Annotated in this window: 23 protein-coding genes; 15 read left to right on the forward strand and 8 right to left on the reverse strand. The window is 47.1% G+C overall.

Annotated elements, in window-relative coordinates; genetic code table 11:
- Positions 1 to 13: 13 nt before the first annotated feature.
- Positions 14 to 946: an NAD(P)H-dependent flavin oxidoreductase gene (locus tag OIR97_RS05855; RefSeq protein ID WP_169544653.1), complete on the forward strand. Its 933-nt coding sequence runs from the start codon at positions 14 to 16 to the stop codon at positions 944 to 946.
- On the opposite strand, the gene OIR97_RS05860 is transcribed toward OIR97_RS05855, so the two are convergent.
- The 3 genes from OIR97_RS05860 to OIR97_RS05870 are packed head-to-tail and all read right to left on the reverse strand — an operon-like array spanning position 943 to position 3,101.
- Positions 943 to 1,833: an adenylate/guanylate cyclase domain-containing protein gene (locus OIR97_RS05860; RefSeq protein ID WP_169544654.1), complete on the reverse strand. Its 891-nt coding sequence runs from the start codon at positions 1,831 to 1,833 to the stop codon at positions 943 to 945. The genes OIR97_RS05855 and OIR97_RS05860 overlap by 4 nt on opposite strands.
- A gap of 28 nt (positions 1,834 to 1,861) precedes the next feature.
- The gene (locus OIR97_RS05865; protein WP_169544655.1) at positions 1,862 to 2,206 is read right to left on the reverse strand and encodes a hypothetical protein; all 345 of its coding nucleotides are present in this window, start codon (positions 2,204 to 2,206) and stop codon (positions 1,862 to 1,864) included.
- 22 nt (positions 2,207 to 2,228) lie between these two features.
- Positions 2,229 to 3,101: a haloalkane dehalogenase gene (locus OIR97_RS05870; protein ID WP_169544656.1), complete on the reverse strand. Its 873-nt coding sequence runs from the start codon at positions 3,099 to 3,101 to the stop codon at positions 2,229 to 2,231.
- A gap of 192 nt (positions 3,102 to 3,293) precedes the next feature.
- On the opposite strand from OIR97_RS05870, the gene OIR97_RS05875 reads away from it, so the two are divergent.
- From OIR97_RS05875 to OIR97_RS05905, 7 genes are all read left to right on the forward strand, one after another.
- Positions 3,294 to 4,331: a hypothetical protein gene (locus OIR97_RS05875; RefSeq protein ID WP_169544657.1), complete on the forward strand. Its 1,038-nt coding sequence runs from the start codon at positions 3,294 to 3,296 to the stop codon at positions 4,329 to 4,331.
- Entirely contained in the window at positions 4,328 to 5,530 is a 1,203-nt protein-coding gene (locus OIR97_RS05880) for a M48 family metallopeptidase (RefSeq protein ID WP_169544658.1), read from the forward strand. The genes OIR97_RS05875 and OIR97_RS05880 overlap by 4 nt, the downstream gene beginning before the upstream one ends.
- A gap of 1 nt (position 5,531) precedes the next feature.
- The gene (locus OIR97_RS05885) at positions 5,532 to 6,095 is read left to right on the forward strand and encodes a hypothetical protein (RefSeq protein WP_169544659.1); all 564 of its coding nucleotides are present in this window, start codon (positions 5,532 to 5,534) and stop codon (positions 6,093 to 6,095) included.
- Positions 6,096 to 6,177: 82 nt separating this feature from the next.
- Positions 6,178 to 7,353: a serine hydrolase domain-containing protein gene (locus OIR97_RS05890; RefSeq protein ID WP_169544660.1), complete on the forward strand. Its 1,176-nt coding sequence runs from the start codon at positions 6,178 to 6,180 to the stop codon at positions 7,351 to 7,353.
- A gap of 94 nt (positions 7,354 to 7,447) precedes the next feature.
- Complete coding sequence (locus OIR97_RS05895) at positions 7,448 to 8,458, forward strand: NADP-dependent oxidoreductase (RefSeq protein ID WP_169544661.1); 1,011 nt, start codon at positions 7,448 to 7,450, stop codon at positions 8,456 to 8,458.
- A 129-nt stretch (positions 8,459 to 8,587) separates the two neighbouring features.
- Positions 8,588 to 10,177 carry a peptide chain release factor 3 gene (locus OIR97_RS05900; protein WP_169544662.1) on the forward strand — a complete coding sequence of 530 codons (1,590 nt, stop codon included), beginning with the start codon at positions 8,588 to 8,590 and terminating at the stop codon, positions 10,175 to 10,177.
- Positions 10,178 to 10,186: 9 nt separating this feature from the next.
- The gene (locus tag OIR97_RS05905; protein ID WP_169544663.1) at positions 10,187 to 10,672 is read left to right on the forward strand and encodes a YajQ family cyclic di-GMP-binding protein; all 486 of its coding nucleotides are present in this window, start codon (positions 10,187 to 10,189) and stop codon (positions 10,670 to 10,672) included.
- Between the two features lie 41 nt (positions 10,673 to 10,713).
- Here the strand turns inward: OIR97_RS05905 and OIR97_RS05910 are convergent, their stop codons facing one another.
- On the reverse strand, positions 10,714 to 11,613 hold the full coding sequence (locus OIR97_RS05910; protein WP_169544664.1) for an MBL fold metallo-hydrolase: 900 nt from the start codon (positions 11,611 to 11,613) through the stop codon (positions 10,714 to 10,716).
- A gap of 663 nt (positions 11,614 to 12,276) precedes the next feature.
- Between OIR97_RS05910 and OIR97_RS05915 the strand changes: the two genes are divergently transcribed.
- The 7 genes from OIR97_RS05915 to OIR97_RS05945 all read left to right on the forward strand — a co-directional run bounded on the left by OIR97_RS05915 (position 12,277) and on the right by OIR97_RS05945 (position 21,431).
- Positions 12,277 to 13,170: an ABC transporter permease subunit gene (locus OIR97_RS05915; protein ID WP_169545809.1), complete on the forward strand. Its 894-nt coding sequence runs from the start codon at positions 12,277 to 12,279 to the stop codon at positions 13,168 to 13,170.
- Positions 13,171 to 13,172: 2 nt separating this feature from the next.
- Entirely contained in the window at positions 13,173 to 14,282 is a 1,110-nt protein-coding gene (locus OIR97_RS05920; protein WP_169544665.1) for a branched-chain amino acid ABC transporter permease, read from the forward strand.
- Complete coding sequence (locus OIR97_RS05925) at positions 14,279 to 15,037, forward strand: ABC transporter ATP-binding protein (protein ID WP_169544666.1); 759 nt, start codon at positions 14,279 to 14,281, stop codon at positions 15,035 to 15,037. The genes OIR97_RS05920 and OIR97_RS05925 overlap by 4 nt, the downstream gene beginning before the upstream one ends.
- A gap of 1 nt (position 15,038) precedes the next feature.
- A complete protein-coding gene (locus OIR97_RS05930) occupies positions 15,039 to 15,812 on the forward strand; it encodes an ABC transporter ATP-binding protein (protein ID WP_169544667.1) in 774 nt (257 codons plus the stop codon).
- A gap of 23 nt (positions 15,813 to 15,835) precedes the next feature.
- Positions 15,836 to 17,665, forward strand: a complete 1,830-nt coding sequence (locus OIR97_RS05935) for an AMP-binding protein (protein WP_169545810.1) — start codon at positions 15,836 to 15,838, stop codon at positions 17,663 to 17,665.
- 72 nt (positions 17,666 to 17,737) lie between these two features.
- Positions 17,738 to 18,928, forward strand: a complete 1,191-nt coding sequence (locus OIR97_RS05940) for an ABC transporter substrate-binding protein (protein ID WP_169544668.1) — start codon at positions 17,738 to 17,740, stop codon at positions 18,926 to 18,928.
- Between the two features lie 196 nt (positions 18,929 to 19,124).
- Positions 19,125 to 21,431, forward strand: a complete 2,307-nt coding sequence (locus tag OIR97_RS05945) for a methyl-accepting chemotaxis protein (RefSeq protein WP_169544669.1) — start codon at positions 19,125 to 19,127, stop codon at positions 21,429 to 21,431.
- A gap of 54 nt (positions 21,432 to 21,485) precedes the next feature.
- Here OIR97_RS05945 and OIR97_RS05950 read toward each other — a convergent pair whose 3' ends face one another.
- The 4 genes from OIR97_RS05950 to OIR97_RS05965 all read right to left on the reverse strand — a co-directional run bounded on the left by OIR97_RS05950 (position 21,486) and on the right by OIR97_RS05965 (position 24,866).
- Complete coding sequence (locus OIR97_RS05950) at positions 21,486 to 21,728, reverse strand: acyl carrier protein (RefSeq protein ID WP_169544670.1); 243 nt, start codon at positions 21,726 to 21,728, stop codon at positions 21,486 to 21,488.
- Complete coding sequence (locus tag OIR97_RS05955) at positions 21,721 to 22,293, reverse strand: GNAT family N-acetyltransferase (protein WP_169544671.1); 573 nt, start codon at positions 22,291 to 22,293, stop codon at positions 21,721 to 21,723. Before OIR97_RS05955 ends, OIR97_RS05950 begins: the two co-directional genes overlap by 8 nt.
- A gap of 1 nt (position 22,294) precedes the next feature.
- The gene (locus tag OIR97_RS05960) at positions 22,295 to 23,632 is read right to left on the reverse strand and encodes a class I adenylate-forming enzyme family protein (RefSeq protein ID WP_169544672.1); all 1,338 of its coding nucleotides are present in this window, start codon (positions 23,630 to 23,632) and stop codon (positions 22,295 to 22,297) included.
- Between the two features lie 85 nt (positions 23,633 to 23,717).
- Positions 23,718 to 24,866: a hypothetical protein gene (locus OIR97_RS05965; RefSeq protein WP_169544673.1), complete on the reverse strand. Its 1,149-nt coding sequence runs from the start codon at positions 24,864 to 24,866 to the stop codon at positions 23,718 to 23,720.
- Positions 24,867 to 24,953: the final 87 nt, after the last annotated feature.

Consider the following 24,953-nt stretch of genomic DNA (forward strand, 5'->3'; position numbering starts at 1 on the left):
GAGATAGTAACAAATGAACAGATTTCTTGAACATACCGGCGCAGAATATCCGATTATCCAGGCCCCAATGGGGTGGATTGCCGGGTCACAGCTTGCATCTGCGGTGTGTAACGCAGGAGGGCTCGGCATTATCGAAACCTCTTCTCGTGAGACCGAAAATTGCATAGCTGAAATTAAAAAAATGAAAGAGCTTACAGATCGGCCTTTCGGGATCAACCTTCCTCTTCTTTTCCTTAAAGATCAGAATATGATCAACTTCGTTGCAGACAGTGGGGTGAAATTCGTAACGACTTCTGCGGGAAATCCGGAAAAACTGATCGAAATTCTAAAGGCGAAAGATATTATCGTGTATCACGCAGTGCCAACGGTCAAGGCCGCCCTGAAAGCCGTAGAGGCGGGTGTAGATGGTCTTGTTGTCGAAGGCGGTGAAGGGGGTGGGTTTAAGAACCCGGAAGAAGTTTCCTTGCAGGTCTTGCTGCAGGCGATCCGTGACAAGGTCGATGTCCCAATGGTCGCGGCTGGGGGAACTGTTGATGGGCGGGGAATGGCCGCGGCCTTTAGTTTGGGCGCTGAGGCCATTCAAATGGGGACCCGTTTTGTCTCTGCCACGGAAAGCCCGGTGCATCTGAACTATAAGAATGCGATTATAGACGCTGAAGACACGGGAACTTTGGTCCTGAATAAAAAGGCAACGCCCTGCATACGGGCGTTGAAAACGGAACTTACGAAAGAGATTTATGAAGAAGGCCGCATGCCTGCGGACATGTTTGCGCGCATCAAAGAATTGTACTTTGATGGTAATATGGAGGCAAGCGCTGGTCTTTCAGGTCAATCCGCTGCGTTGATCATGGGGCAAAAGTCAGCGGAAGACATCATCAACGAAACGATTAGCGGTTTTCGCGAAATTTGCTCCCGCATGGGCAAAATGTCAGAAGGCGGCTTCTAGTCTTTTGAAGAGGAATGCGAACGGTGAAGGCCCTTTTGGGTCTTCATCCGATTGACATGCTTTTCTTCCCAATTTTCGGCCCAGTGACCTTTCCCAAATACTCGCATGGCATCGAGTGAAAGTATAAAAAGCAAGGGCATTGCAGGCCAAATGAACCAAAAATAGGACGGGTTGGTTATCAGGTTGATCATTAATAGAAAAATGATCAGAGCCCCGGTGAAAAAGGTCCGCCTGTAAAAAGCTGCCTGTCGTCGGACATACCTTCGGATTTTCTCTTCTTCCAGACGATCTTTATCTTCCGTGGATGATGACCGATGTACGCGGTCAATCTTAGGGTCAGGAATTTTATTTGGTTTTGCAGCCCCTGCGACCTCCAACACATAAACGTCGATCGTACTCTCGATGTTTTTTACTTCTTTTTGACCGAGGTAGGTAAATTTATTGTTCAGTTTTCCCTTAACATGATCATACACGGTACCAGACAGGCAAACCCCACCGGTTGGTGCTAGCGCTTCAAGTCGGGCGGCCACATTAACGCCATCCCCGAAAATGTCATTTCCTTCAATAATGACATCCCCAAGGTTAAGACCAATTCTGAAAAATAACGCTTCAGGGTCTTTTGTTTCCTGGCTTTCCTTATGGATGCTTTCCTGAATGAAGGCCGCAAACTGCACAGCCTGGACAACACTTCCAAACTCGGCAATGACAGCGTCCCCGGTAAAATTAATAACTCTGCCGGAATAATCAGCAATATTAGTGGTGAAAAGTGTCCGGGCTTTCTTGAGCTGCGCCAGCGTCCCTTCTTCATCCTGACCCATCAGACGGCTGTACCCCACAACGTCTGCGCACAGGATTGTTGTCAGTTTGCGCTGTGTCGACGTAGTCATTGAGGCATCCGCATGATTTAAGGGCCTGTCAGTGATCTGAAGGAGATACGAATTTTTCTTCTAGTCCTGTCGTAAAAGCAAGCCCTTTCGCTGTGACAACCACCTCATTCGGCCAGTTTTCTCCCACAAACCCTTTGCGGGCGAGGGCTGTCCAAACAGATGGATTGGTAAGCCCGCTGGCATCTTTAGCCGATACAGTGAAGTCACCAACATGCATATGATTTCCATGCGCGTGGGGCATACGGGTGATCCGAACGTCATCACAGCCGTCAATTGGCTGACTGCTATCAGGATCCTTCGCCAAAATTTTCAGCAGGACAAGCGTTTTGCTTTGCAAGGGGTTCAGCTTAATTGCTTTTGGCTTTGTTGACATTGTTTGGAACCTTTATTTAACGTTACTTTATAAACTCTGAGAGGGCCTGCCCGATTTCATTTGGGCTGTCTTCCTGGATGAAGTGAATTCCCTTAACCGTGACTTCTGTTTGGTTAGGCCAGCGGCGGCAAAAATCGCGAGCGGTGCCCACTAAAATGGAACCGGGTTCCGCATTAATAAATAGTTTTGGAAGATCGTTTTGGCTCATCCAGTTTGCATATTCCTGAACAATATCTACAACATCCGCTGGTTCGCCGGCGATGGGAATTTGTCGCGGCCAGGTCAGTGTCGGGCGCCGCTCTTCTCCCTCGCGGCGAAATGGACGACCATATTCGCGTTTTTCAACATCGCTTAGCGGTCTCATGATGGAGGCCGGTAAGATCCGTTCAACAAAAACGTTTTTTTGCAAAATCATCTCTTCGCCGGCGGAGCTGCGGAGCGACTGGAAAATACCGCGGGCATCTTCTGGCCAATCCTCCCAGCTGTTTATCGGTTGAACAATGGCTTCCATATAGGCGATGGCCTTCATAGCCTGCCGGTTATTGTTAGCCCAGTCGAAGCCTAAGGCAGAACCCCAGTCATGCAAAACCAAGGTGACGTTGCTGGTAACGTCCAAATATTGAAGAAGGTCTTTCAGAAAGGCCTTATGTTCGGCAAAGGTATAGCTGTTTTCGTCGCTTTTGGGCAACTTTTCTGAATCGCCCATCCCGATCAGATCGGGGGCAATCAATCGGCCCTTGCCTTCCAGCTGAGGCATTATGTTGCGCCATAAATAGGAACTGGTGGGGTTCCCATGTAAAAATACAATGGGATCTCCTTCGCCCTCTTCGACATATGCCATTTTCAGGCCACGAATGGTTGCGAATTCTTTTTTGTATTTCATGGTCTCTGACATGAGGGCCTGCTATTTCTATTCGAGGAATAAAGCTGGATTATAGCCGTGGCTGTCGCTGGATGCAAAATTTCTTGAGGGTAAAAAATAAAAGAAGATGCTGAAAAATCGGAAAAAATTTCGGACTATCCAATTATTGTATGGAAAAATCGTATATTCACCTTTAGGTTGTTTTTGGATCAAAGGGGGATGCAAGTGTCTTTTTTTACTAAATTCTGCGTATTGGTTTTACTGATATCCGTATCGAGTGGGTGTGTCGCAACGACAAAGGTCAAGACCGTTGCTGGCCCTCAGGGCAAGCCTGTTGCCTATTCATCTCAAAAGGCACCAAGTGTTTTCGAGGTGTATGACCGAGTCTATCAGCCACCGAAAGTGAACACGGATATTCCTTCGATCATGGATGGGGCCGTGCCTTCTGGTCATACGGTTCGTGTTCGCATGGGTTCTCAATTTTCAAGAATCTATGAGCTTTGCAACGCGAGCAGGGTTTGTAAAGAAGTGCGGCCGGTCAGTAATCAGAAAGCAAATTATGGCGAAGAGCCTGACAAAGCGGATGATACGATCATCGCGGATGTTGAATTGCGGCCTGAGACCAACAACTTATTTGGTGCCAGAATACCTGAAAGCCATTTAGGGCGCAGTATTTTGTTGATGGAGCCGGATGTTGAACTCAGCCTCTTGACTGCAGGAGGTTTGCAGGAGCCAAACGCTTTCTGGACGGCGTCTGCCAAGAGCTATGTCACTGAAATTGCAACGCAATATTTTCAGGAATTGGGGCATTCAGTCACGCTTTATAAAGATGGCGCTAATGGCCTTACTGCGCAAACCGGTCGGGATTTGATCAATCTGCATGAAGCAGTAGGAAAATCGATCTTCCAGTATCAATATCCGGGTATTTTCCAACTGCCGACGATGCAAAATGACAAATTTGATTGGCAGTCGGGAAGAACAACTCAAGCGCTTCAGAACGCCTATGGGGCCGATTTGGGGTTGTTTGTTTATCTTCGGGATTCTTATTCAAGCGGTTCGAGGGTCGCGGCGCAGGTTTTGATGGCAGCCCTGTTTGGAGCCCATATTCCAGGGGGGCAGCAGGTTGGTTTCGTATCTTTGGTTGACCTGAAAACGGGCGACATTGTCTGGTATAATCGACTGTTTTCAGGATCGGGGGATTTACGGACGTTTGGCGCGGCTGTCAATTCGACAAACTCACTCCTTGTGGACATCCCTTTATGAGGCTATCCACCTTTGCGGCGCCCTTTCTATTTTTGATTGCGGGTGCATGTGCGACGGATACCAACGTTCCTACGGGGCGGCTTGCCCCTGGGCATGAGCCGAACCTTAAATCGACGGAAGCGGGGCTTTGGTTTCAGGTCAATAAGCTGGAGAAAAAACTGGCGAGCAGTAATCTGGTGGAACGGGATCCAGAACTGAATACCTACTTAAAATCCGTAATATGCAAATTATCAACAGAACATTGCGCGGACTTCAAGATATATGTTCTAAAGCATCCGTATTTTAACGCAACAATGGCTCCAAATGGCACGATGCATGTCTGGACCGGGTTATTGTTGCGGGCGGAAAGCGAAGATCAGCTCGCGGCGGTCCTCGGCCATGAAATGGCCCACTATCTTTATCGGCATTCCTTAAAAAAGTACAATAATGCCAAGCAATTGACCGATTTTCTGACTTTTTTCAATATTGCGACCGGAGGGTTCGGGGTTGGTTTTGTCGGGCTTGCCGCGTCCATTGGTGTGGCCGGAAGTCTTTACTCCTATTCGCGGGAACTTGAAACTGAAGCAGATCAGGAGGGTTTGCTTATAATGCATCAGGCGGGATACAATCCTGATGCTGCAGCAAACTTGTGGGAACGGATAAAAGAAGAAAAAGAAGCTCAGGAGAAGGCGGAAGCCGAAGGAGATGGCGATGAAGAAGACACATCAAGTGTGTTCTGGCAGACCCACCCCCCAACCGAAGAGCGCGTTAAGAATTTGCGACTTCATGCAGATAAGCTGAAGACTGAAGGAGATCCTCCTTTTACCAATCAAGCAATTGAGTTTGATCGGATGGTTCGGCGTTTTTGGCATGGCTGGATGCAAGAATTCATTTCCACACAAGCTTATGAGCAGGCTCTCGTCGTCTTGGACAGACTGGAAGAACGCGGTTTTAACGCTTTTGAAGTTGAGTTCTTCAGAGGGGAGATTTTCCGTTTGCGTTCGGATGAGGAAGATCTGGAAAAAGCAATGATGCATTATCAGAAAGCTTCCGAGGATGTTCCGGCTCCACTCAAAACACTTAAACACATGGGACTTGTCGCAAAAAGACAAAAGAAGCCTGAGCAGGCCATGAAATATTTTAGTCAATATCTGATGCAAAACCCGGCTGCCTCTGACGAGGGTCTGGTTCGAACCTATATTTCTCAGTTGAGGAAATAATATGAAAAAAATCTGTGCTGTTTTTCTTCTTCTTGTTACATCTGCGTGTGTTCCTGCCTTTACGTTGAAAACACCAGGTGAAGCGAAGCCCTGGAAGACATATTCCGTTAGCTTGCAAGAAGAAACGAACGAGCTGGTAACGGACAAAACAATCGTATGGACCAAATACGGGCTCGCACTGGATGTAATTGAATTCTGGCGTCCGGTCAAAGAGGGGGAAAACGTTCCCGTACTATATTCACAGGCTAATGAAGAAAAAGCGCCAACTTTCCGGGCAGATATGACCCCGGAAGAAATTTTGGAGCTTATTCATGGCAGCTTGCGGCTAACTGAATTGGTTCCGGGACGTTTTACCAACCTGCGTCCTCAAGGCTTTGGGACAAAACAAGGCTATTTGGCTGATTTTCAACTGTCAAATAATCAGGGTGACAATTTTAGTGGGTTAATTCTGTTCACGAGCGCCACTGGCAAGCTTGAGGTGGTCACATTGATCGCCCGATCGTTGCATTATTATGAGACGCGAAAAAAGACCTTTGATGCCATAACTGCTTCCCTTCAGTATTAGAGAAAATGGGAAGCTGAATGTTCTGGCTGGGGTTTCCCCAGCCTTTTTTTTATGGCAGCTTATGGTAAACAGAGTGGGCAAAATGAAAAAAATAACATCTGCACCTATTGAAGCGTTACTGTCGAAATTCATTGACAAAAATCTTATTGCCGGCGGGGTGGCTGGCGTTATTAGCACGCACGATCTGCCTTGCACAGTTACGGCCGGACTTGCGGATCAGGGGGAGGTTCGTCAGATGGCTGAAGATGCGTTATTTCGCATCTATTCCATGACTAAGCCTATCACCAGTCTTGCGGCCATGATGCTTTGGGAGGCGGGGAAATTTGATTTGGATGACCCGGTTGCACGGTATCTTCCAAGTTTTGAAAACACCCGGATACTGATCCCGGGGGAAGGTGAAACGCCCGCGTCCCGGCAAATGACCATCCGTCATGTTCTTACCCATACCGCGGGCATAACCTTACCCGCCTTCAGTGATGATCCACTTTCAGATCTTTATAGAAAACAGGCGCTGGATGGTATGAGAAGCAAGGGTAATTTGGCAGAAGTGATTGATCGGCTGGGGGCTATGCCGGTTCTGTTCGAGCCGGGGAGCCGTTGGAAATACAGTATGGCAACTGATATTCTGGGACGGTTGGTTGAGATATGGAGTGGTCTGGATTTTCGCGATTTTCTAAAGGATCGAATATTCTCGCCCTTAGAGATGACAGAAACGGACTTTACCACAGACATTTCACAAAAGAACCGCATGACGACCAATTATGAAGTGTCAACGCGCGGGATCGTTGGGGTGGTTGATCCAGCCCAGAAAAGTGCGTTCTATCAGCAGCCGGAATTTTGGTCCGGGTCGGGCGGGTTGGTCTCCACCTATCAGGATTTTGCAAAATTTATGCAGCTTTTTTTAAATGACGGAAGGGTCGGGGAGCATCAGCTTGTTCGGCCTGAAACGATCGCTTCTATGACTAAAAATCACCTAGGGGGCAGCATGGATGATTTGGGGGCGGGTGAATTTAATTTCATGTCGTGGGACGGTATTGGTTTTGGCTTGGGTTTTTACGTTGTTGATGAGCCTGAAAAAGCAGCATTTCCGTCTCCTGCCGGTGAGTATGGTTGGACAGGGGCGGCAGGGACGCTGTTTTTCATCAACCCGATCTTAAAAATTGGGGGATTGTTAATGGTGCAGCATATGCCCGGAAATATTTATTCTTTGCGGTCTGAATTTCGGCGTGCAGTCTATGATTCAGTGTTTGCAATGTAAAAGCTTTGACGTTTTGGAACGATCGCTCTTGATCTTGATGCTGAAAAAGAGTTGGATGGGGCAGGTTTAAAAAACAACAGGAAAAGGGCGTTTTATGTCTGCTCAGAATAAACAATACAAATTGGCAGCGCGGCCAGTGGGACTTCCTAAAGACAGTGACTGGGAGTTTTCACAATCTGATATCCCGAAGGCGGAGGACGGTCAGGTTGTCGTCCGGGTGCATTATGTCTCTCTTGATCCGGCAATGCGCGGTTGGATGAACGACGCACGGTCTTATATTCCGCCCGTCGGACTGGGTGAAGTGATGCGGGCAGGGACCGTTGGAGAGGTTGTTGAAAGTAACAATCCAGCCTTCAGGGTCGGCGAATTTGTCACCGGATATCACGGGGTTCAGCAGTATGGTGTTTCAGATGGCAAAGATCTTGTAAAAGTCGATCCAAATCTTGCGCCTTTGGAAAGTTATCTTGGTGGCTTGGGCATGCCGGGACTAACCGCGTATTTCGGCCTGACGGATGTCGGCGCCGTTAAAGAAGGTGATACGGTGCTTGTTTCTGGTGCAGCGGGCGCGGTTGGGGCCATGGTCGGGCAAATCGCCAAAATCAAAGGCGCGCGGGCTGTGGGTATTGCTGGTGGTTCAGAGAAGTGTAAATACGTTATCGAAGAGCTGGGTTTCGATGCCTGCGTTGACTATAAATCTGATCGATTTCTAAAAGACTTGAACGAAGCGGTGAACACAGGTGTTGATGTTTATTTTGACAATGTGGGCGGTGAAATTCTTGATGCGGCGCTTGCCCGTCTCAATCGTCACGCCCGTGTAGTGATTTGTGGTGCGATTTCTCAGTACAATAACACGACACCGGTTCGCGGGCCGGCAAACTACCTCACCCTTCTTGTTCAACATGCAAGAATGGAAGGGTTCGTTGTATTTGATTATGTGGATCAATATGCAGAAGGTGTAAAACAATTGGCAACCTGGTACAGTCAGGGACAGCTTAAATTCAAAGAGCATATTGACGAAGGAATTGAGAATTTTCCATCAACCCTGCTGAAACTATTCAGTGGTGAAAATTTTGGAAAACTCGTTCTCAAGGTGATTGAAGAATAATCTCTTCCCTGAGAAGATAAACAACTTCTAACAAAATCCCTTTAGCCGGTATGACAGCTGTGGTATGTCACACCGGCTATTTTTTTGAAATCCGCGCAGTAGACAATTGGCTGCGGATTGGGATTTATCATGAGTTTGCTTGAAGATCGTGTCGCCAATCGGCGAACCTTTGCCATTATTGCGCATCCGGATGCGGGTAAGACGACCCTTACGGAAAAACTTCTGTTGTTTGGGGGTGCCATTCAGCTTGCTGGTGCCGTTAAAACACGGGGTGAGCAACGTCGTGCACGATCAGATTGGATGAAGGTTGAACGCGAACGGGGTATCTCGGTCGCTTCATCAGTGATGACTTTTGATTATGAAGGCAAGACGTTCAACTTGCTGGATACACCAGGCCATGAAGATTTCAGTGAAGACACCTATCGCACCCTGACGGCAGTAGACAGCGCTGTTATGGTTCTGGATGGTGCAAAAGGTATCGAAACACAGACCCGAAAATTGTTCGAGGTTTGCCGTCTTCGCGATATGCCAATTGCTACTTTCATTAACAAGTTTGACCGTGAAGCACTGGATCCGTTTGAACTTTTGGATGACATCGAACAGACACTGGCCTTGGATGTTGTGCCCGCCAGTTGGCCCATTGGAATGGGTCGGAACTTTCTGGGTTGTTATGATCTGTTTAATGATCGTTTGGTTCTGGTCAGTAAAGACAAAAACAATCACTTGGACGAAGGCATTGTTTGCAACGGGATTGATGATCCAAAGCTGGATGAATTATTGCCTGCTGAATATGTTGAAAAACTGCGGGAAGATGTCGAGATGATCCGCGAGTTATGCCCCAAGTTTGATCAACAGGCTTTTCTGGAAGGGACCATGACACCGGTCTATTTTGGAAGCGCGATCAATAATTTTGGCGTTGAGACCCTACTAAATGGTTTGACCCTTATGGCGCCATCTCCACGGCCCGCGCCAACAGCAGACCGCGATATTGCGCCGACTGAGAAAAAAGTCAGTGGTTTCATCTTTAAGATTCAAGCAAATATGGATCCAAAGCACAGGGACCGTATTGCCTTTATGCGTTTGGTTTCTGGCCATTTCAAGCGGGGGGCGAAACTGAAGCATATTCGCAGTTCCAAGACGATGGCGATCCATAATCCTGTTCTATTTCTTGCTCAGGACCGGGAACTGGCTGAAGAGGCATGGCCGGGCGATATTATCGGTATTCCAAATCATGGCAATTTGCGAATAGGTGATGCGCTAACGGAGGGCGAAGAAATTCGGTTTACCGGCATACCGAGTTTTGCGCCGGAATTGCTGCAAAAAGTGCGACCCGTCGATCCAATGCGGGCAAAGCATCTTGGCCGAGCCCTGATCCAGATCGCAGAGGAAGGTGCTGCGCGGGCCTTTAAAACGCGTATGGGGTCGGACTGGGTCGTTGGTGTTGTTGGCGGCCTGCAATTTGAAGTATTGGCAGATCGTATTCGCACAGAATATGATATTCCCGTTAATTTCGAACAGACCGAGCTGTACACAGCCCGTTGGGTTGAGCATCCAGATCACAATGAGCTGAAGAAATTTATTGACGCCAACCAGGCGTCGCTGGCTGAAGACCATGACGATGCCCCTGTTTTCCTGGCCAGAAACGCCTGGCATTTGGAGCGGGCCGAAAAAGACTGGCCGGAAATTAAGTTCCAAAAGACAAAAGAGCAACTGACTTAGGAGAGTAAAATGCCATCCTTTGATATCGTGTCCAAGACGGATCTGAATGAAGTGGAAAACGCGCTAAACAACGTGCGCCGTGAAATTGAAACCCGGTATGATTTTAAAGGCAGTAACTGCACGATCGACAGAAAAGAGAATGTTTTGACAGTGTTTGCCGATGATGACCTGAAATTGCGTCAGATGCATGAATTGCTGCAGGGACATTTGACCAGACGAAATGTCGATGCAGGTGTTTTGGATTATAAAACACCGGAACAGGCCGCGGGACAAAGCGTGCGTCAACAGGTGATTGTTCGTGAAGGGATCGAAAAGGACCTTGCTAAAAAGCTAGTCAAAGAAATCAAGGGCTCAAAAATCAAAGTTCAGGTTGCCATTCAAGGGGATGAACTTCGGGTTACCGGGAAAAAACGGGATGATTTGCAGGAGGTCATCACCTTTTGTAAAAGTCTCGATTTCGAGATGCCCTTGCAATACATAAATTTCAGAGACTAAACAGTGGGAGCGCGCGTGAGCGCGCTTCTCTGCAGGTCCATTTATTTCAGGGAATATTCGGCATCAACAGTGATGGATGCGCCTTTGGCGGTTACTTTTCCGTCCTCGACCATCATTATCAGGTGAGAATAGACAGACCTTGCTGCCGCAGGATGTAAATATTCCGGAATATCCTGATACATTCTTTGTACCATTTCAATGACGGTCATTGGACCATTTTTCAAACATTCTTTTATCTGATCCATACGTTCGTATCGATGATCGATAAGCCCCTGTACAAAGGATTTTGGATTATCGATGGCCGGGCCATGTGTTGGCCAGTAACGCGCATGGTCGAACGCCTGAATTTTTTTAAGGCTGGCAATGTAATCACTCATGTCGCCATCAGGGGGAGAGACAATCGAGGTGGACCAACCCATCACATGATCGCCTGAAAACAAGGTGTTCTCTTCGATAAGATCGAAGCAAAGATGGTTGGATAAATGTCCTGGTGTATGGATCGCCTTGATGGTCCAGCCATCCCCTTCAATTGTATCATTGTCGCCGACATAAACATCCGGAACAAAAGACATGTCGCCGCCCTGTTCGGGTTCCATCCCGGGTTTTCCGCTTCCATGCGGGCCAAATCCATATGTTGGTGCGCCGCATCTTTCTTTTAAAGGGGCGGCACCCGGAGAATGGTCATTGTGGGTATGGGTCACCAGAATATGCGAAATTCTTTCCCCTGCGGTTGCTGCCAGGATTGCGTCAATATGGTCCGGGTTTGTTGGTCCGGGATCAATAACGGCAACATTTCCTCGTCCCACAATATAGGTTCCTGTCCCATGAAGGGTGAAAGGGCTAGGGTTTTCCGCGATCACCCGTCGAATTAGCGGGCTGAGTTCGCTTGCTTTTCCATACTCAAAGTCGACGTCTTTTTTGAAAGGAATTTTTACAGACATTTTTTAGGCTTTCGTTGTTTTTCGTAATTGTAACCGAACGGGCGGGCTCTGCAAAAGATATCTGGTAGAAAGTGATTGTTGTGCGGGGCGAGAATGATTCCTATTTTATAATATCCGCCATTCTGGTCGAAGAGACAGGCTAATTTTTGATTGCCGCCCGGTAAACCGATCGCCTGTTCAGGCAGAGCCATAATATCGGGTTGATTATTCTGGGGCCTTCCGTTGCGGAGTCGAGCTCTCTCAATCAATAGTAAGATCAGTAATTTTGTATTCCCTCTGTTAAGTTATATTTGTGGGAAGCAAAACATGATGCTTGATTAGATTTATCTAAATACAAAATTTGGTATTTTTTATTTAGTATTTGAATTTTTTAAGTATAGAAAAATGAATTGATCATATTGCATTTCAAAATATAACAAGCAAATTTGTCAATCTATTAAATATTTAGTAAATAAATTTTTTTATTTAAGTTTAAAAGTAAAATTCAGGAATGAATTAATAAATTTTGCATATGCGAACAGAATTTAAAGTGAATTGCTCGGTTTATCTTTGTTGACGTTTAAATAAAAGCTTGCCTATACTTTTTTCTCTACCGCAAGTGTCCGAACGTTATTGCGGTGGCATAAACATAAAAAGAAAATCGGACAATTTTGGGAGGCCGTTCTGTTTGAGTTTTTGCAGTTGGTCATCGGCGGCGTGTCAATCGGATGTATTTATGCTCTGGTCGCGCTTGGCTTCGTATTGATCTATAAAGCGACGGAAGTCGTGAATTTTGCCCAGGGCGATCTAATGATGCTCGGGGCCTTTTTGGCATATACCTTTATCTCCATTTTGGGGTGGAATTATTGGTTGGGCGCGACAGCGGCCATTATTGCCATGTTCTTTGTCGGTAATCTGGTTGACCGTGCGGTTTTGCGGCCTGTTCTGGGACAGCCGCAATTTTCCATTGTCATGGTGACGATCGGCTTCGGTTATGTTGCCCGTAGTGTCGCGGGAATGATGCCGGGGTGGGGAACAGAAACCTACGCCATTTCAACGCCTTTCTCGAGCGAAGGGATGCGGCTTGTACCCGAAGAGATTGGATCACTTGTGATCTCTCAAACCGACCTATCCGTGATTATCGCAACGATCGTTCTCTGTGCCGTGCTGTATGGGTTCTTCACCTATACCCGGCTTGGGGTTGCCATGCAGGCTTCCTCACAGAACCAGTTGGCGTCTTATTATATGGGTATTCCGGTAAAATCTGTTTTCTCAATGATTTGGGGAATTAGTGCCGCGGTTGCGGCGGCGGCTGGAATATTACTGGCACCGACGACGCTGATTGACACCAATATGGGGTTCTTGGGACTAAAAGCCTTTCCTGCCGCAGTTCTGGGCGGGTTCGGGTCAATCCCCGGCGCCGTCGTTGGCGGCATTATTATTGGTATCATCGAGACGCTGGCGGGCTTTTATCTGCCGCCTGGATTTAAGAATGTTGCGGCTTATGTCGTGCTTCTTCTGGTTCTTGTTGTGCGTCCTCAAGGTCTGTTTGGACAGAAGACAGGGAAGAGGGTCTGATCATGCGTTTCTTATTCAAAACTGAATATGAGCAGGACATAGTACTGGCGAAGCATTCAGGGTATCATTGGTCGTATGGCGCATTGTTACTTGCTGTTCTGTCTGTGCCGTGGATTTTGGACGAATATTATGTAGGGCAGATGACCCAGTTATATATCGTTGCAATTGCAGGCGTCGGGTTGATGCTGTTATCCGGATATACGGGGCTGATCAGTTTGGGTCATGCTGCCTTTTTTGGAATTGGTGCCTACACGGAAGCTGTTCTGACGGGAAATGGAGTTCCATTACCCTTTATGGATGAGCCCGTTGTGTTTTCGTTTTTCCTGTCTTTTCCACTCGCAGGCCTATTCGCTGCAATTGCCGGTGTGGCCATCGGAATACCGGCACTGAGGCTGACCGGTATTTATCTGGCCATGGCGACCTTTGCATTTGCCATCATCGTCGAGGAAGTGTTTTCCCGTTGGGAAAGCGTGACAAACGGATATACCGGCTTGTTGGTCGAGTCGATTGAATTTGGTGATATGGACCTGACCGATGGTGCGCCTTTCTACTTTTTAAGTCTTGGGGTGTTGATTGCTGTTATCCTGTTTTCTCTGAATATTCTCAGATCACCAACAGGACGGGCAATGATGGCTGTTCGGGATTCGGAAATTTCTGCGCAGAGTATGGGTGTCAATCTGGCTAAAACGAAAACCATAGCCTTCGGTCTAAGCGCCGGTATTACAGGTTTGGCAGGCGCCTTATTCGCGCATAAATTGGGCTTCCTCTCTCCTGAAAGTTTTACCGTTTTACAATCCCTGGAGCTGCTGGTTCTGGTTGTTGTTGGCGGGGTTGGCTCGTTACATGGAGCCGTTTTTGGGGCCATGTTTGTTTTGGCATTACCGCAGGCACTGGCGATCATGAAAGATTACCTGCCGCATGCAATTGCTGAACAACCCGGTTTCGAGCCGTTGATCTTTGGCTTGATTCTGGTCTTTTTCATTATTTTCGAACCGTTTGGAATTTATGGCCGCTGGCTGAAAGTGAAGCACTATTTCCTGATGTTCCCGCTTTACAAGAAAGCCACGTTTAAACGTCAAAAATCCTATATGAAGTCGGAGAGATTGAAATGACCCTTTTTCAAGCTGAAAATCTGGCGATTAATTTTGGTGGCGTTAAAGCGGTGGATGGCGTCAATTTTGATATCAAAAAAGGTGAATGTTTCACCATCATTGGTCCGAACGGCGCCGGTAAGACCACAATTTTTAATCTGATCAGTCGGATCTATGATTCAACTGACGGCCGGATGATATTTGATGGTCAGGATATAACGAAGACACCGTCACATGATATTGCGGGCCTTGGTATTGCCCGGACGTTTCAGAATATCGAATTATTCGAACATGCGTCTGTCCTGCAAAATCTGCTTGTAGGGCGTCACTGCCATAGTCGTACCAGCCTGTTTGCAGAGGCTCTGTTTCTGCCATCCGTGAGGCGGGCAGAACTGGCTCACCGGGAAAAGGTTGAGGAGATCATCGATTTTCTCGATCTGCAACATTACCGGGATAGCCTGATCATGAACCTGCCTTACGGGGTTCGAAAGGTTGTCGAGTTAGGACGCGCGTTATGCACGGAACCCAAACTGATCCTGCTGGATGAGCCTTCTTCAGGCCTGAATGTTGAAGAAACGCAGGATATGTCCTTCTGGATTGAGGATATCAAGAAGGAGCTGGGCATTACGGTTCTTATGGTAGAGCACGATATGGGGCTTGTATCTGAAGTTTCTGATCGGGTGCTTGTCCTTAACTATGGGCGGATGCTTGCATATGGCTCCCCTCAGGAAGTGCAAAATGACCCTGAAGTGGTCAAAGCATATTTGGGGGGATGAGATGAGCGAACCAATTCTGAAAGTCCGAAACATAGAGACTTACTACGGACCGATTATGGCCATTCGGGGTGTGTCTCTGGATGTGCAAGAAGGAAAGATCGTTACGGTTCTTGGGGCAAACGGGGCCGGTAAAACAACGATTCTCAAGACCATCAGCGGCGTAATGGACCCTCAAAAAGGGACCGTTTTTTTCGAAGGAAATGAGATCCAGAAAAATGATCCAGACTGGATTATGCGCCAAGGGATTAGTCACGTGCCAGAAGGGCGTGAAGTTTTTCCATTTCTGAGCGTGCGCGATAATCTAATGATGGGCGCCTATACGCGCTCAGACAAAGACGGGATCGCACAGGATCTGGAACTGGTCCACAGCTATTTTCCAATATTAAAAGAGCGAGGAGATCAGCCTGCTGGTCAACTTTCAGGCGGCGAACAGCAGATGCTTTCCATCAGCCGTGCTCTGATGGCGCGTCCGAAAGTGATGCTTTTGGATGAGCCCAGTCTGGGGCTCAGCCCGTTACTGGTAAAAGAGATATTCGGGATTATCAAGCGACTGAATGTCGAGCAGGGTATGACCATGCTGTTGGTAGAGCAGAATGCAAATATCGCCCTGCATACTGCAGATTTTGGATATGTGTTGGAAGTTGGCCGGATTGTTATGGAAGACACCACAGCGAACCTTCTTCAAAAAGACGATATCAAAGAGTTTTACCTCGGGATGCAGGATCACGGTGTCCGCGGGAAACGGCGTTGGAAAAAACGCAAGACCTGGCGTTAAGAGAGGAGGCTGGAGTGAATACGATGAACGCAATTACTTACCCTCCGACAATTATCGACGGAGCGGATACAACGGCGAAGCTTTTCTGGGCACGTGTAAAACAATTTGGTGACAAAATTGCGATGCGCGAGAAGGATCTGGGGATATGGAAGAGTATTTCCTGGACCGATTATGGCAATAAGGCCCGCGCTGCGGGGCTGGGGCTGGTTTCCCTCGGTTTGCAACGGGGGGATACCGTCTCCATCCTAAGTGATAATAACCCTGAATGGTTATACATGGATTTCGGTATTTTATGTGCCGGCGGCGTCAGCAGCGGTGTTTACACAACCGATAGTGCCAGCCAGGTGGAGTATCTGTGTAAAGACTCGACAACCCGCTATTTCATTGCGGAAAATGAAGAGCAACTCGATAAAATACTGGAGGTTCGTGACAATTTACCGGAGCTTCGAAAGATCATCGTTTTTGATATGGATGGGCTGCGTGAGCTCGATGATGAGATGGTTATCAGTATTGACGAGCTGTATGACTTGGGAAATGCCTATCATGCTGAAAACCCTGACTTTTGGGAAAATGCGATTTCCCAGTCAAAGCCAGATGATCTGGCAATCCTGATTTATACCTCAGGTACAACTGGCCCGCCAAAAGGTGCCATGATTTCCCATCGGAATATCATGTTTCAAATATCGAACCAGACACCCCTCGTCGGATTTGGTCCAGAAGATGAACAACTGTCATTCTTACCGTTATGTCATATTGCGGAACGGGCATTTACAGTGTTTCTTCCTTTATTTTCGGGATCAACCGTGAATTTTGTCGAAGGGCTGGATACGGTTCCGGAAAATATTCGGGAAGTCTCGCCCACGATCTTTTTTGCGGTCCCCCGCATATGGGAGAAGTTTTTCTCGGCCATCACGTTGCAACTAAGTGATGCGACAGGTCTGCAAAAGCTGGCTTACAAATGGGCAATCGGCGCAGGGTATAAACTGGCTGAATGCAAGTTGGACGGGACAACCCCTTCGGCGCTCGACAAAGCCAAATTCTGGCTCGGTGATGTGCTGGTTCTTAGAAACATCAAGCGTTTTCTTGGTTTGGATCGCGCACATTATCTGGGGTCGGGTGCAGCGCCAATTTCACCTGACCTGATCAAATGGTATCTCGCCTTGGGGTTGGATATGTATGAAGTCTATGGACAAACAGAAAATGTGGGCTTGGCAACCTCTAATCTCGAGGAAAAATTTAAACTCGGAACTGTCGGTGCAGCGGCGCCAAACACCGAAGTCAGCATATCGCCTGAGGGTGAAATTCTTCTGAAAGGCCCCCATGTTTTTATGGGGTATCTTAACCAACCGGAAAAAACGGCGGAAACCATCGTTGACGGATGGCTGCATACAGGGGATGTGGGCCATATCGACAATCAGGGGTTTGTAAAAATTACTGATCGGATGAAGGATATTATCATCACAGCCGGCGGTAAAAACATTACCCCGTCTGAAATCGAAAATCAGTTGAAGTTCAGCCCCTATATCTCCGATGCCGTTGTTATTGGAGATAAACGCAAATATCTGACCTGCCTTGTTATGATCGATCAGGAAAATGTCGAAAAATATGCACAGGACCGGGATGTTCCATTTACTAATTTCCAAAGCCTGTGCAAGGCAACGGAAGTAACAGATCTTATCCGGAGTGAGATTGAGCGGGTGAACAAAGGGTTTGCGCAGGTGGAAACAATTAAGGAGTTCAGATTAATTGATGAAATTCTGACCGCCGAGGACGATGAGTTGACACCAACCATGAAACTCAAGCGCTCGTTCGTTAGCAAGAAATACAAGGAACTCATCGATACAATGTATTGAGGGAAAGGCTTTGGGACACAAAAATGCCCAAAGTCACTGCTAGTAATGGGAAATTAATTGGGAGGACTAGAGATGAAACGGAGAAACTTTTTCCGCTTAGGACTGTCTTTTGCGGCTGCTTTGGCAACAGCGACAGCGATGACAGCACCGGCCGCGGCACAGCAAGGTATCAGTGATGACAAAATAGTTCTGGGCTCACATCAACCTCTATCAGGCCCGGTTGCCTTGTGGGGCGTACCGGTGACCAATGGCATGCGTATGGCTGTCGAAGAAATCAATGCTAAAGGCGGTATTCATGGGCGTCAGTTGGAATTGATTGTTGAAGATTCAGCTTATCAACAAAATAAAGCCGCTCAGGCGGGCGACAAGCTGATTAAAAAAGACAAGGTCTTTGCTATGGTCGGCCCATTGGGGACACCGACAAATATGGTGACAATGCCGCGGGCTTTGAAAAAAGGTGTCCTGAATATTTTCCCTGTTTCGGCTGCCAAGGAAATGTTTGAGCCATATCATAAACTGAAATTCGCGGCCTTTACACCTTATGACGATCAAATGCGGGCAGCCGTCAAATATTTCGTTGAAAAAGAAGGCGTTAAGAAAATCGGCGTTTTGTATCAGGACGATGATTTTGGTAAGAACATCTTACTGGGTTGTGAGGAACAAGCCAAGGCAATGGGTCTTCCGGAAGTTGTGAAAACAAACTTCAAGCGTGGTTCAAAGGACTTTTCTTCTCAGATCGCGAAACTGAAATCCGGTAATGTGGATCTGGTTTGTCTCGGAACCATTATCGGTGAGACAATTGGTAGTATGGCGACAGCCAAGAAAATTGGTTTCAATCCAAAATTTGTTGTTAGTTCTGCCGGGTATGTGCCTGAAAACATCACGCTGGCAAAAGGCCTGACAGAAGGGTTATATGGAACCAGCCAAACACCTATTCCTTACTATGAAGACGTATCCGACACTGTAAAAGTATGGATGGACAAATATAAGGAACGATTTAACAAAACAGCGGTTCTTCAATCTGTCGCTGGTTATGAGTTGATGCATACATTTGCGATTGCCCTGGAAGGGGCCGGCAAGGACATCACAGCTGAAAAAGTGGCGGAAGCCATGGAGCAGATCAAGGATCACCCTTCAATGTTTGGTGGGGCACCTATGAGCTTCAGTAAAGATGACCATTTGGGGCCAGATAAAAGAAACAGTGCTATTCTGTCTAAAGTTGTTGGACCGAAATGGCAAAAGCTTCAAAATATCAGCTACTAATATACTTTGATTGCTAATATAGCCCGGCATTCGTGCCGGGCTTTTTTATGTTTATCAGTGACTTATTGAATTTTTCGAAAAATTGAAAGAAATTTCTTTTTTTCTCCTTTCTTGAGAAAGTGAAAGGAAAAAGTAACCAATTCACTCTAGCTTTTCGAGCAATATATAAACATTGATCAGGAGGGGAGGCATTAAAATGCAGCTCGCCAAAAAGCTAAAAAGTTTTCGCAATAAGAGTGATAATACAAAAGCACCGAAGACCACGATCTCTCAAAGATCTCCAATATTGAGAATGATCGGCAAGCTTGGTATCCGGGCCCGTTTATATGTCGCATTTGGTGTGGTCGCCATCCTTACAACGATCAGTGGAACCCTCGGTGTTGTAGAGTTTGTATCCCTTGGAAAAACACTAAACACAATTACAGAAACAAGCTTCAGCGCTTTTTCTAAAGCCCAGCGGCTTTCACAACAGGCGACCGGCGTGATTGAATCTGCGCCATTGATTGCCGCCGCAAAAACTGAAGACAATCGCAAGCGTCAGGCTGAAAATGCTCAAAAAGCATTGGTTGAGTTGATTGAAAGCGTAAAAGAAGCGAAGAATAGCTCTAATGAAGGCGATATTGAGCAGGCTTTGGCCAATCTGGATATGTTGGGATTTGTTCTAGAGGACCTGGCTCTTTCAGTTGTAAAGCGGAACGAACTTGAAAAGAAGCTTAAGATAGATCTGGATACAGTGACAAGTCTTGAACAGGAAATTCAGGGACTTGTTGAGCCTGTTATCAATGCCGAGACCTCTGCTTTGGGAATGAGTTCTCAAATGCTAAGTGCGGCGGGAGATATCCAAAAAGTAAAAGCCGGTATGCGGAAAATTCTTTCTAGAGATGTTCGTTTGATCCAGCGTCTTATTCAGTTCAGCGCAGACGCGAACGCTGTGGTTAGTTCTCTTTACCGGGCTGCCAACCAGCAGTCGCCAGAAGAGGTCGAAGAACGAAAAGCAGAATTCCTGCTAACCGGTGCCAAACTGAAAACGATTGCATTTCTTCCAAAATTCAAGGGCAAAGACGAACTGAGAAAAGCGACGAACAGTCTTTATGAACTGGGAAATCGGGATGACAGTATTTTTGCTCTTCGGAAAAATTATCTGTCCACAGTTGCAGAAATAAAGGCTGCCGAAAATCAGGCCGCAACCCTTGCGACTGCACTGGAATATGTGGTTGAAGATCTTGTTGCTGCGACGGAAGCCAATTCCATAGAGGCCGTGGCCAAGGCAAACGTTGCCATTGAACGGAACAGTAACTTACTTATTGGTATCGCTGTTCTCAGTGTTGTCATTGCCTTGCTGATTGCATGGCTTTATGTCGGACGTAATCTGATGCGACGGTTGAACCAGTTTGTCGCTGATATGCGCAGTATTGCTGACGGCAATCTGGATACAGAAGTTTCTGTGTCAGGGAACGATGAAATTGCGGTTATGGGGCATGCCCTTGTCGGTTTCCGTGACAATGCTAAAGAAGCTGAAATCGTTCGGGCGAATGCCGAAGCGGAACGGCAGAAACGGGAAGCGGATAAAGCACAGGCTGAACGAGAAGCCGCTGAAGCTGAGAAACGGGCTCAGGATGAAAAAGAACGTCTTGAACAGGAAGCGGAACAAACAAAACGCGCTGAGATGAACCAGCTGGCTGACGATTTTGAAGGCAGTGTGAAGCATTTGGTTGAGAGTTTCGCGGTTGCCACATCAAATATGAACGATACCTCTCGGAACATGTCGGAAGCGGCAGACGAAACAAGCTCACGTTCACAAACTGTGGCGAGCGCGTCTGATCTGGCTAGTAGTTCTGTTCATTCGGTCGCCTCTGCAACCGAAGAGCTGTCAGCGTCAATCAGTGAAATTAGCCGTCAGGTTAGTCAAGCGGCGTCCATTGCCGGTGAAGCTGTGTCTGAAGCTGAACGGACAAACGTCATGGTAACAAGCCTGAACGATGCCGCCGCAAAAATTGGGGACGTTGTCGGGCTGATCAATGACATTGCAGGACAAACCAATCTGCTTGCCCTCAATGCAACCATCGAAGCTGCCCGCGCGGGCGATGCGGGTAAGGGCTTCGCTGTTGTCGCAAGTGAAGTTAAAAACCTTGCGACACAGACCGCAAAGGCGACTGAGGAAATTTCTGGTCAGATTAGAGCTGTTCAGGAGGAAACAACCAATGCTGTAGGTGCCATTGGTGGCATTAGCTCAACCATTGGGCGGATTAATGAAATTGCAACGACGATTGCTTCTGCGGTTGATGAGCAGGGGGCCGCAACTGGAGAAATCAGTCGTAGTGTCCAGCAGGCAGCACAGAGTACCCAGGAAGTGTCTCACAATATTGGCTCCGTTAGTCAGGCGGCGCAAACAACGGGTCAGTCAGCATCGCAAGTGCAGGATGTGGCAACAGAACTGTCCCGCGAAGTTAATTCACTGGATAGTGAAGTGCAGCGTTTTCTGGAAAGAGTTCGCGCTAGCTGATTATAGGGCTTTGAATAAGAACCCGGCCTTGTTGTGGCCGGGTTTTTTTATGTCTTAAGCTGAGTGTTTTTCCAACAGAGCTGCAATGGCCGATATAGTGAAAAGGGTCATAGCGTCCTCTGTCTCCAGTTGGGTATTGAGACGCTCTTCCAGATAAAGAACCAGACGCATATGATTGAGACTGTCCCATTTATCAACTGTTTCAATTGTGTCTTCAGCGGATAGGCTTTGAGGTTCGCATTCCAGAATTTCGGCGAGTATCTGGATTGCTTTAGAAATACTGTTATTGTTATCCATGTGCCCGATCCCGTTGTGCTTCCCATTCTGATTTCAGCAAACCAAAAAGAACAACATCTTCGAACGCGCCATCCGATCCTTTTACCTGTTGTTTTAGAATGCCTTCTTTACGAAACCCTTGTTTTATATAATTAAAAAGGGCCGGAAAATTTCTGGCTCTTACTGTACCCGAAATTTTGTTGATTTTTACCCCGGTAAACAGGAAGCGCATCATTCGTTCCCTTACTTCAACGACGACATTTTTACCCCAGTAGTCCCTGTTGCCTATGATAATACTGGTTTCCGCCCGAGAATTTGGATATTCAATATGAATGCGAAGTAATCCAATCGGCTGTTTGATGTCTCGCGCATAGATGATTAACGCGAAAAGCGATTTATTGTTGAAGCGGGCAAATTTTTTCTCAAGCTGCTCGCGACTTTGACCAACATTTTCGATAACGAATTCAAGCAATTCAGCATCAGCAAACCAGTCAATCAATTGTTCCGGAAGGTTATTTGGATCGATGGATTTTGCAACGTAATTCTTTGTTTCAAGTGTCAGAGGGGTTCCCCATTTCCAGTGCATACTATTGTATTCCCTTCAGGCAGACTTCTCGTACGTTATCGCGGTTGATCTTTCCCCGATCTGTTTTTGGAATCTCATCAATAAAAAACCAGGTTTCCGGTATTGCTTCCGGACGGATCAGATTTTTCATCCAGTCGATAAGTTCGTTTCTTGTTATTGTGCTGTCATCTTTCAAGACACAGGCAACAGCGACCTTCTCACCACTGATTGCATCAGGCAAGCCAAAGACACAGACTTCCACAACCTCTGTATGGCGTTCCAAAAGAAGGTCAATTTCTTCTGGCAGGATCTTCATGCCGGCCCTGTTGATTTCTGACTTACTGCGACCAGTAAGCCTGATTTCCCCATCTTCTTCAATCGTTCCAATGTCCCCGGTGTAAAACCAGCCATCTTTAAGAACCTCTCTTGTAAGGTCGGGTTGGTTGTAATAGCCGCTCATCAGGGAGGGGCATTGAATAAGGATCTCACCGGTTCCCGTATTCTGAATATTTCCGTCGTCCTGTTTGATCATAGCATTCCCGCCCCAGAGCGAGCCAATTCGACCGTCCAAAAGGCGGCCTTCCTGTAACGAGGTTCCGCCGATCCAGTTGGCTGTTTCTGTTATGCCATACATATTGAAGACTTCTGCGGTTCCCGCCCATTTTGTAATAGCATCCCATAAATCAATGGAAAGAGGCGCAGAGCCCACATGAACGCGTTTCAAGGTTTTGTTTTTTGGAGGGAGGGAAAGTTTCTGGACCATCTTCCAAAATGTCGGAACAGAACTCAGGAAAGAAATGGCGTTCTCGTCAATTAACGCGCCAAGGCGACTAAGGCTAACCGGCGATCGGTCGCTTAACAGCAATACATCGCCACCAGCAAATAGTGGTGTGAGAACATTGCCAATTAACCCATGGCCAAAATGTGTGGGAAGAGGGCATAAAGTTTTTTGCAGAGCAGCAGACCCCATATAGGCTTGGTTCAGGGAAATGCGGGCGGAGAGAGAGCGGAAGCTATGAGTAACTCCCTTTGGGTTTCCTGTTGTCCCCGACGTGAAAAGAAGCAGTGCCGGACTGTCCAGCGTAACAGCTTCTGTTGATTGTCGATTTGCTTGAAAAATTTGCGCATCCTGATCAGCGTGAAGAATGGCCGCTGCCGGTTTGACAAACCGTTTCAACGTGTCGATTTCATTGCCCGTCAAGGCCGGGTTGATACACGCTGCGGCGGCTCCGCAGGACCATACGGCAAGCAAATCGGCAACAAATTCTGGAGTTCCGCCATGTCCCAGAAGAACAATTGAGTTTGCTGATATTTTGCCGTCCAATTGTGCAAGCCTGTCGCTCATCCGAGAGCGAAGCATTTCAGCATCCCACCATATTTGATCTGCGGTGCAGGCTAGGCGCCCGAGGTTAGGAAAGCGATTGAAGAACATAATTAGGATCTCGTCATTTTGATTTCATGGCCGCGAGTTCAAAAAGTTTCTCACAGAGCGTGGGGTCATCCCAGGGAATACATACAGGGTACTCTTCCAGATAAATACTTTTCGGGTCCCTGAATACTTCATCCGGAAAAATGGCCACCGTTTTTGTGTGATTATGATGGCATTGATCGATTTCGGGCAATTCACCAGTAAGCAGACAATGGGAAAAGCGTGAAATAAGATTTGATTTGATGTGCCGGGAGATCTGGAGGCCATGGGGCGGTCTTAGATTGACCTCAATGGCGGTGGGGGCTGTCTTTGGATCCTTTTCAAAAACATCAAGTCCTCCAAAACCCGAATACCCAATATTCTTTACCAGTGCTTTAAGGAATGGCGCCCAATGGGGGCGATAAAGACTTTGTAAAACGCAAGATGGACCCGTGTCCCGATGCCGAGTGAGTGGCTTTAAGACGTCATAACCCAGTAACGTTCCATTCCAGGCTGAAAAGTTAAGCGTGAGTTCCTGGCCGGAGACGGGTTGTTGGAAAACGATTGGGCATCCAGCATCGGGTTGCACGCAGGTTGTGTGCATGAAGTGACTAGCCTTTGAATAATCGTCATCATTTTCAATACGGGCAACGCCAATTCCTCCGGCTTCGAATGAAACTTTCAAATAGAAAGGTTTCGGTAAGTCTTTTACGAGAGCCTCAGCGGCCTCCCAGGAGGCCGCAGTTGCATAATCCGGAATGATAAATCCAGCTTTCTTTGCATGTTCCAAAAGGCGGGCGCGACCATAATTATTTGTATCGGCCAGAAAACTTCTTTCCAACAATGCCAGAACCGCCTTCTGTCGTTCTGTGCCGTCAACCGACATATGTCGCAACCGATCTCTGATCTTTAGAAGGTTGCGGATCAGTATCTCATCATTGGTCAGAAAAAATTGCGCATTCGTCTGTCGCTCGGCACTGGAGAATGTGTTTGCTAACTCGCTAAAGGTATCAAAGGGCGCAGATTTGGGAATCGAAATGTAATGCTTTGCGGCGTTGGTATGCAGCAGAATATGATCCTCTTTTGCCAAAACAGCACTTTCTACGGCAGAAGCTCTAAAAAGTGCTGGCAAGTGAGAAAGGCTGATATTGTTGTTGAAATCAGCGAGAAGAATTTGTGCAGTCATTAGGCCCCTGAAGCCGATTTTCTTATATTCAATCAGAATAGCCTAAAAGGATAAAATTTCTATGAAGAAATATATCTTCGAATGCAA

Source organism: Sneathiella aquimaris (genome assembly GCF_026409565.1).
Classification (GTDB): domain Bacteria; phylum Pseudomonadota; class Alphaproteobacteria; order Sneathiellales; family Sneathiellaceae; genus Sneathiella; species Sneathiella aquimaris.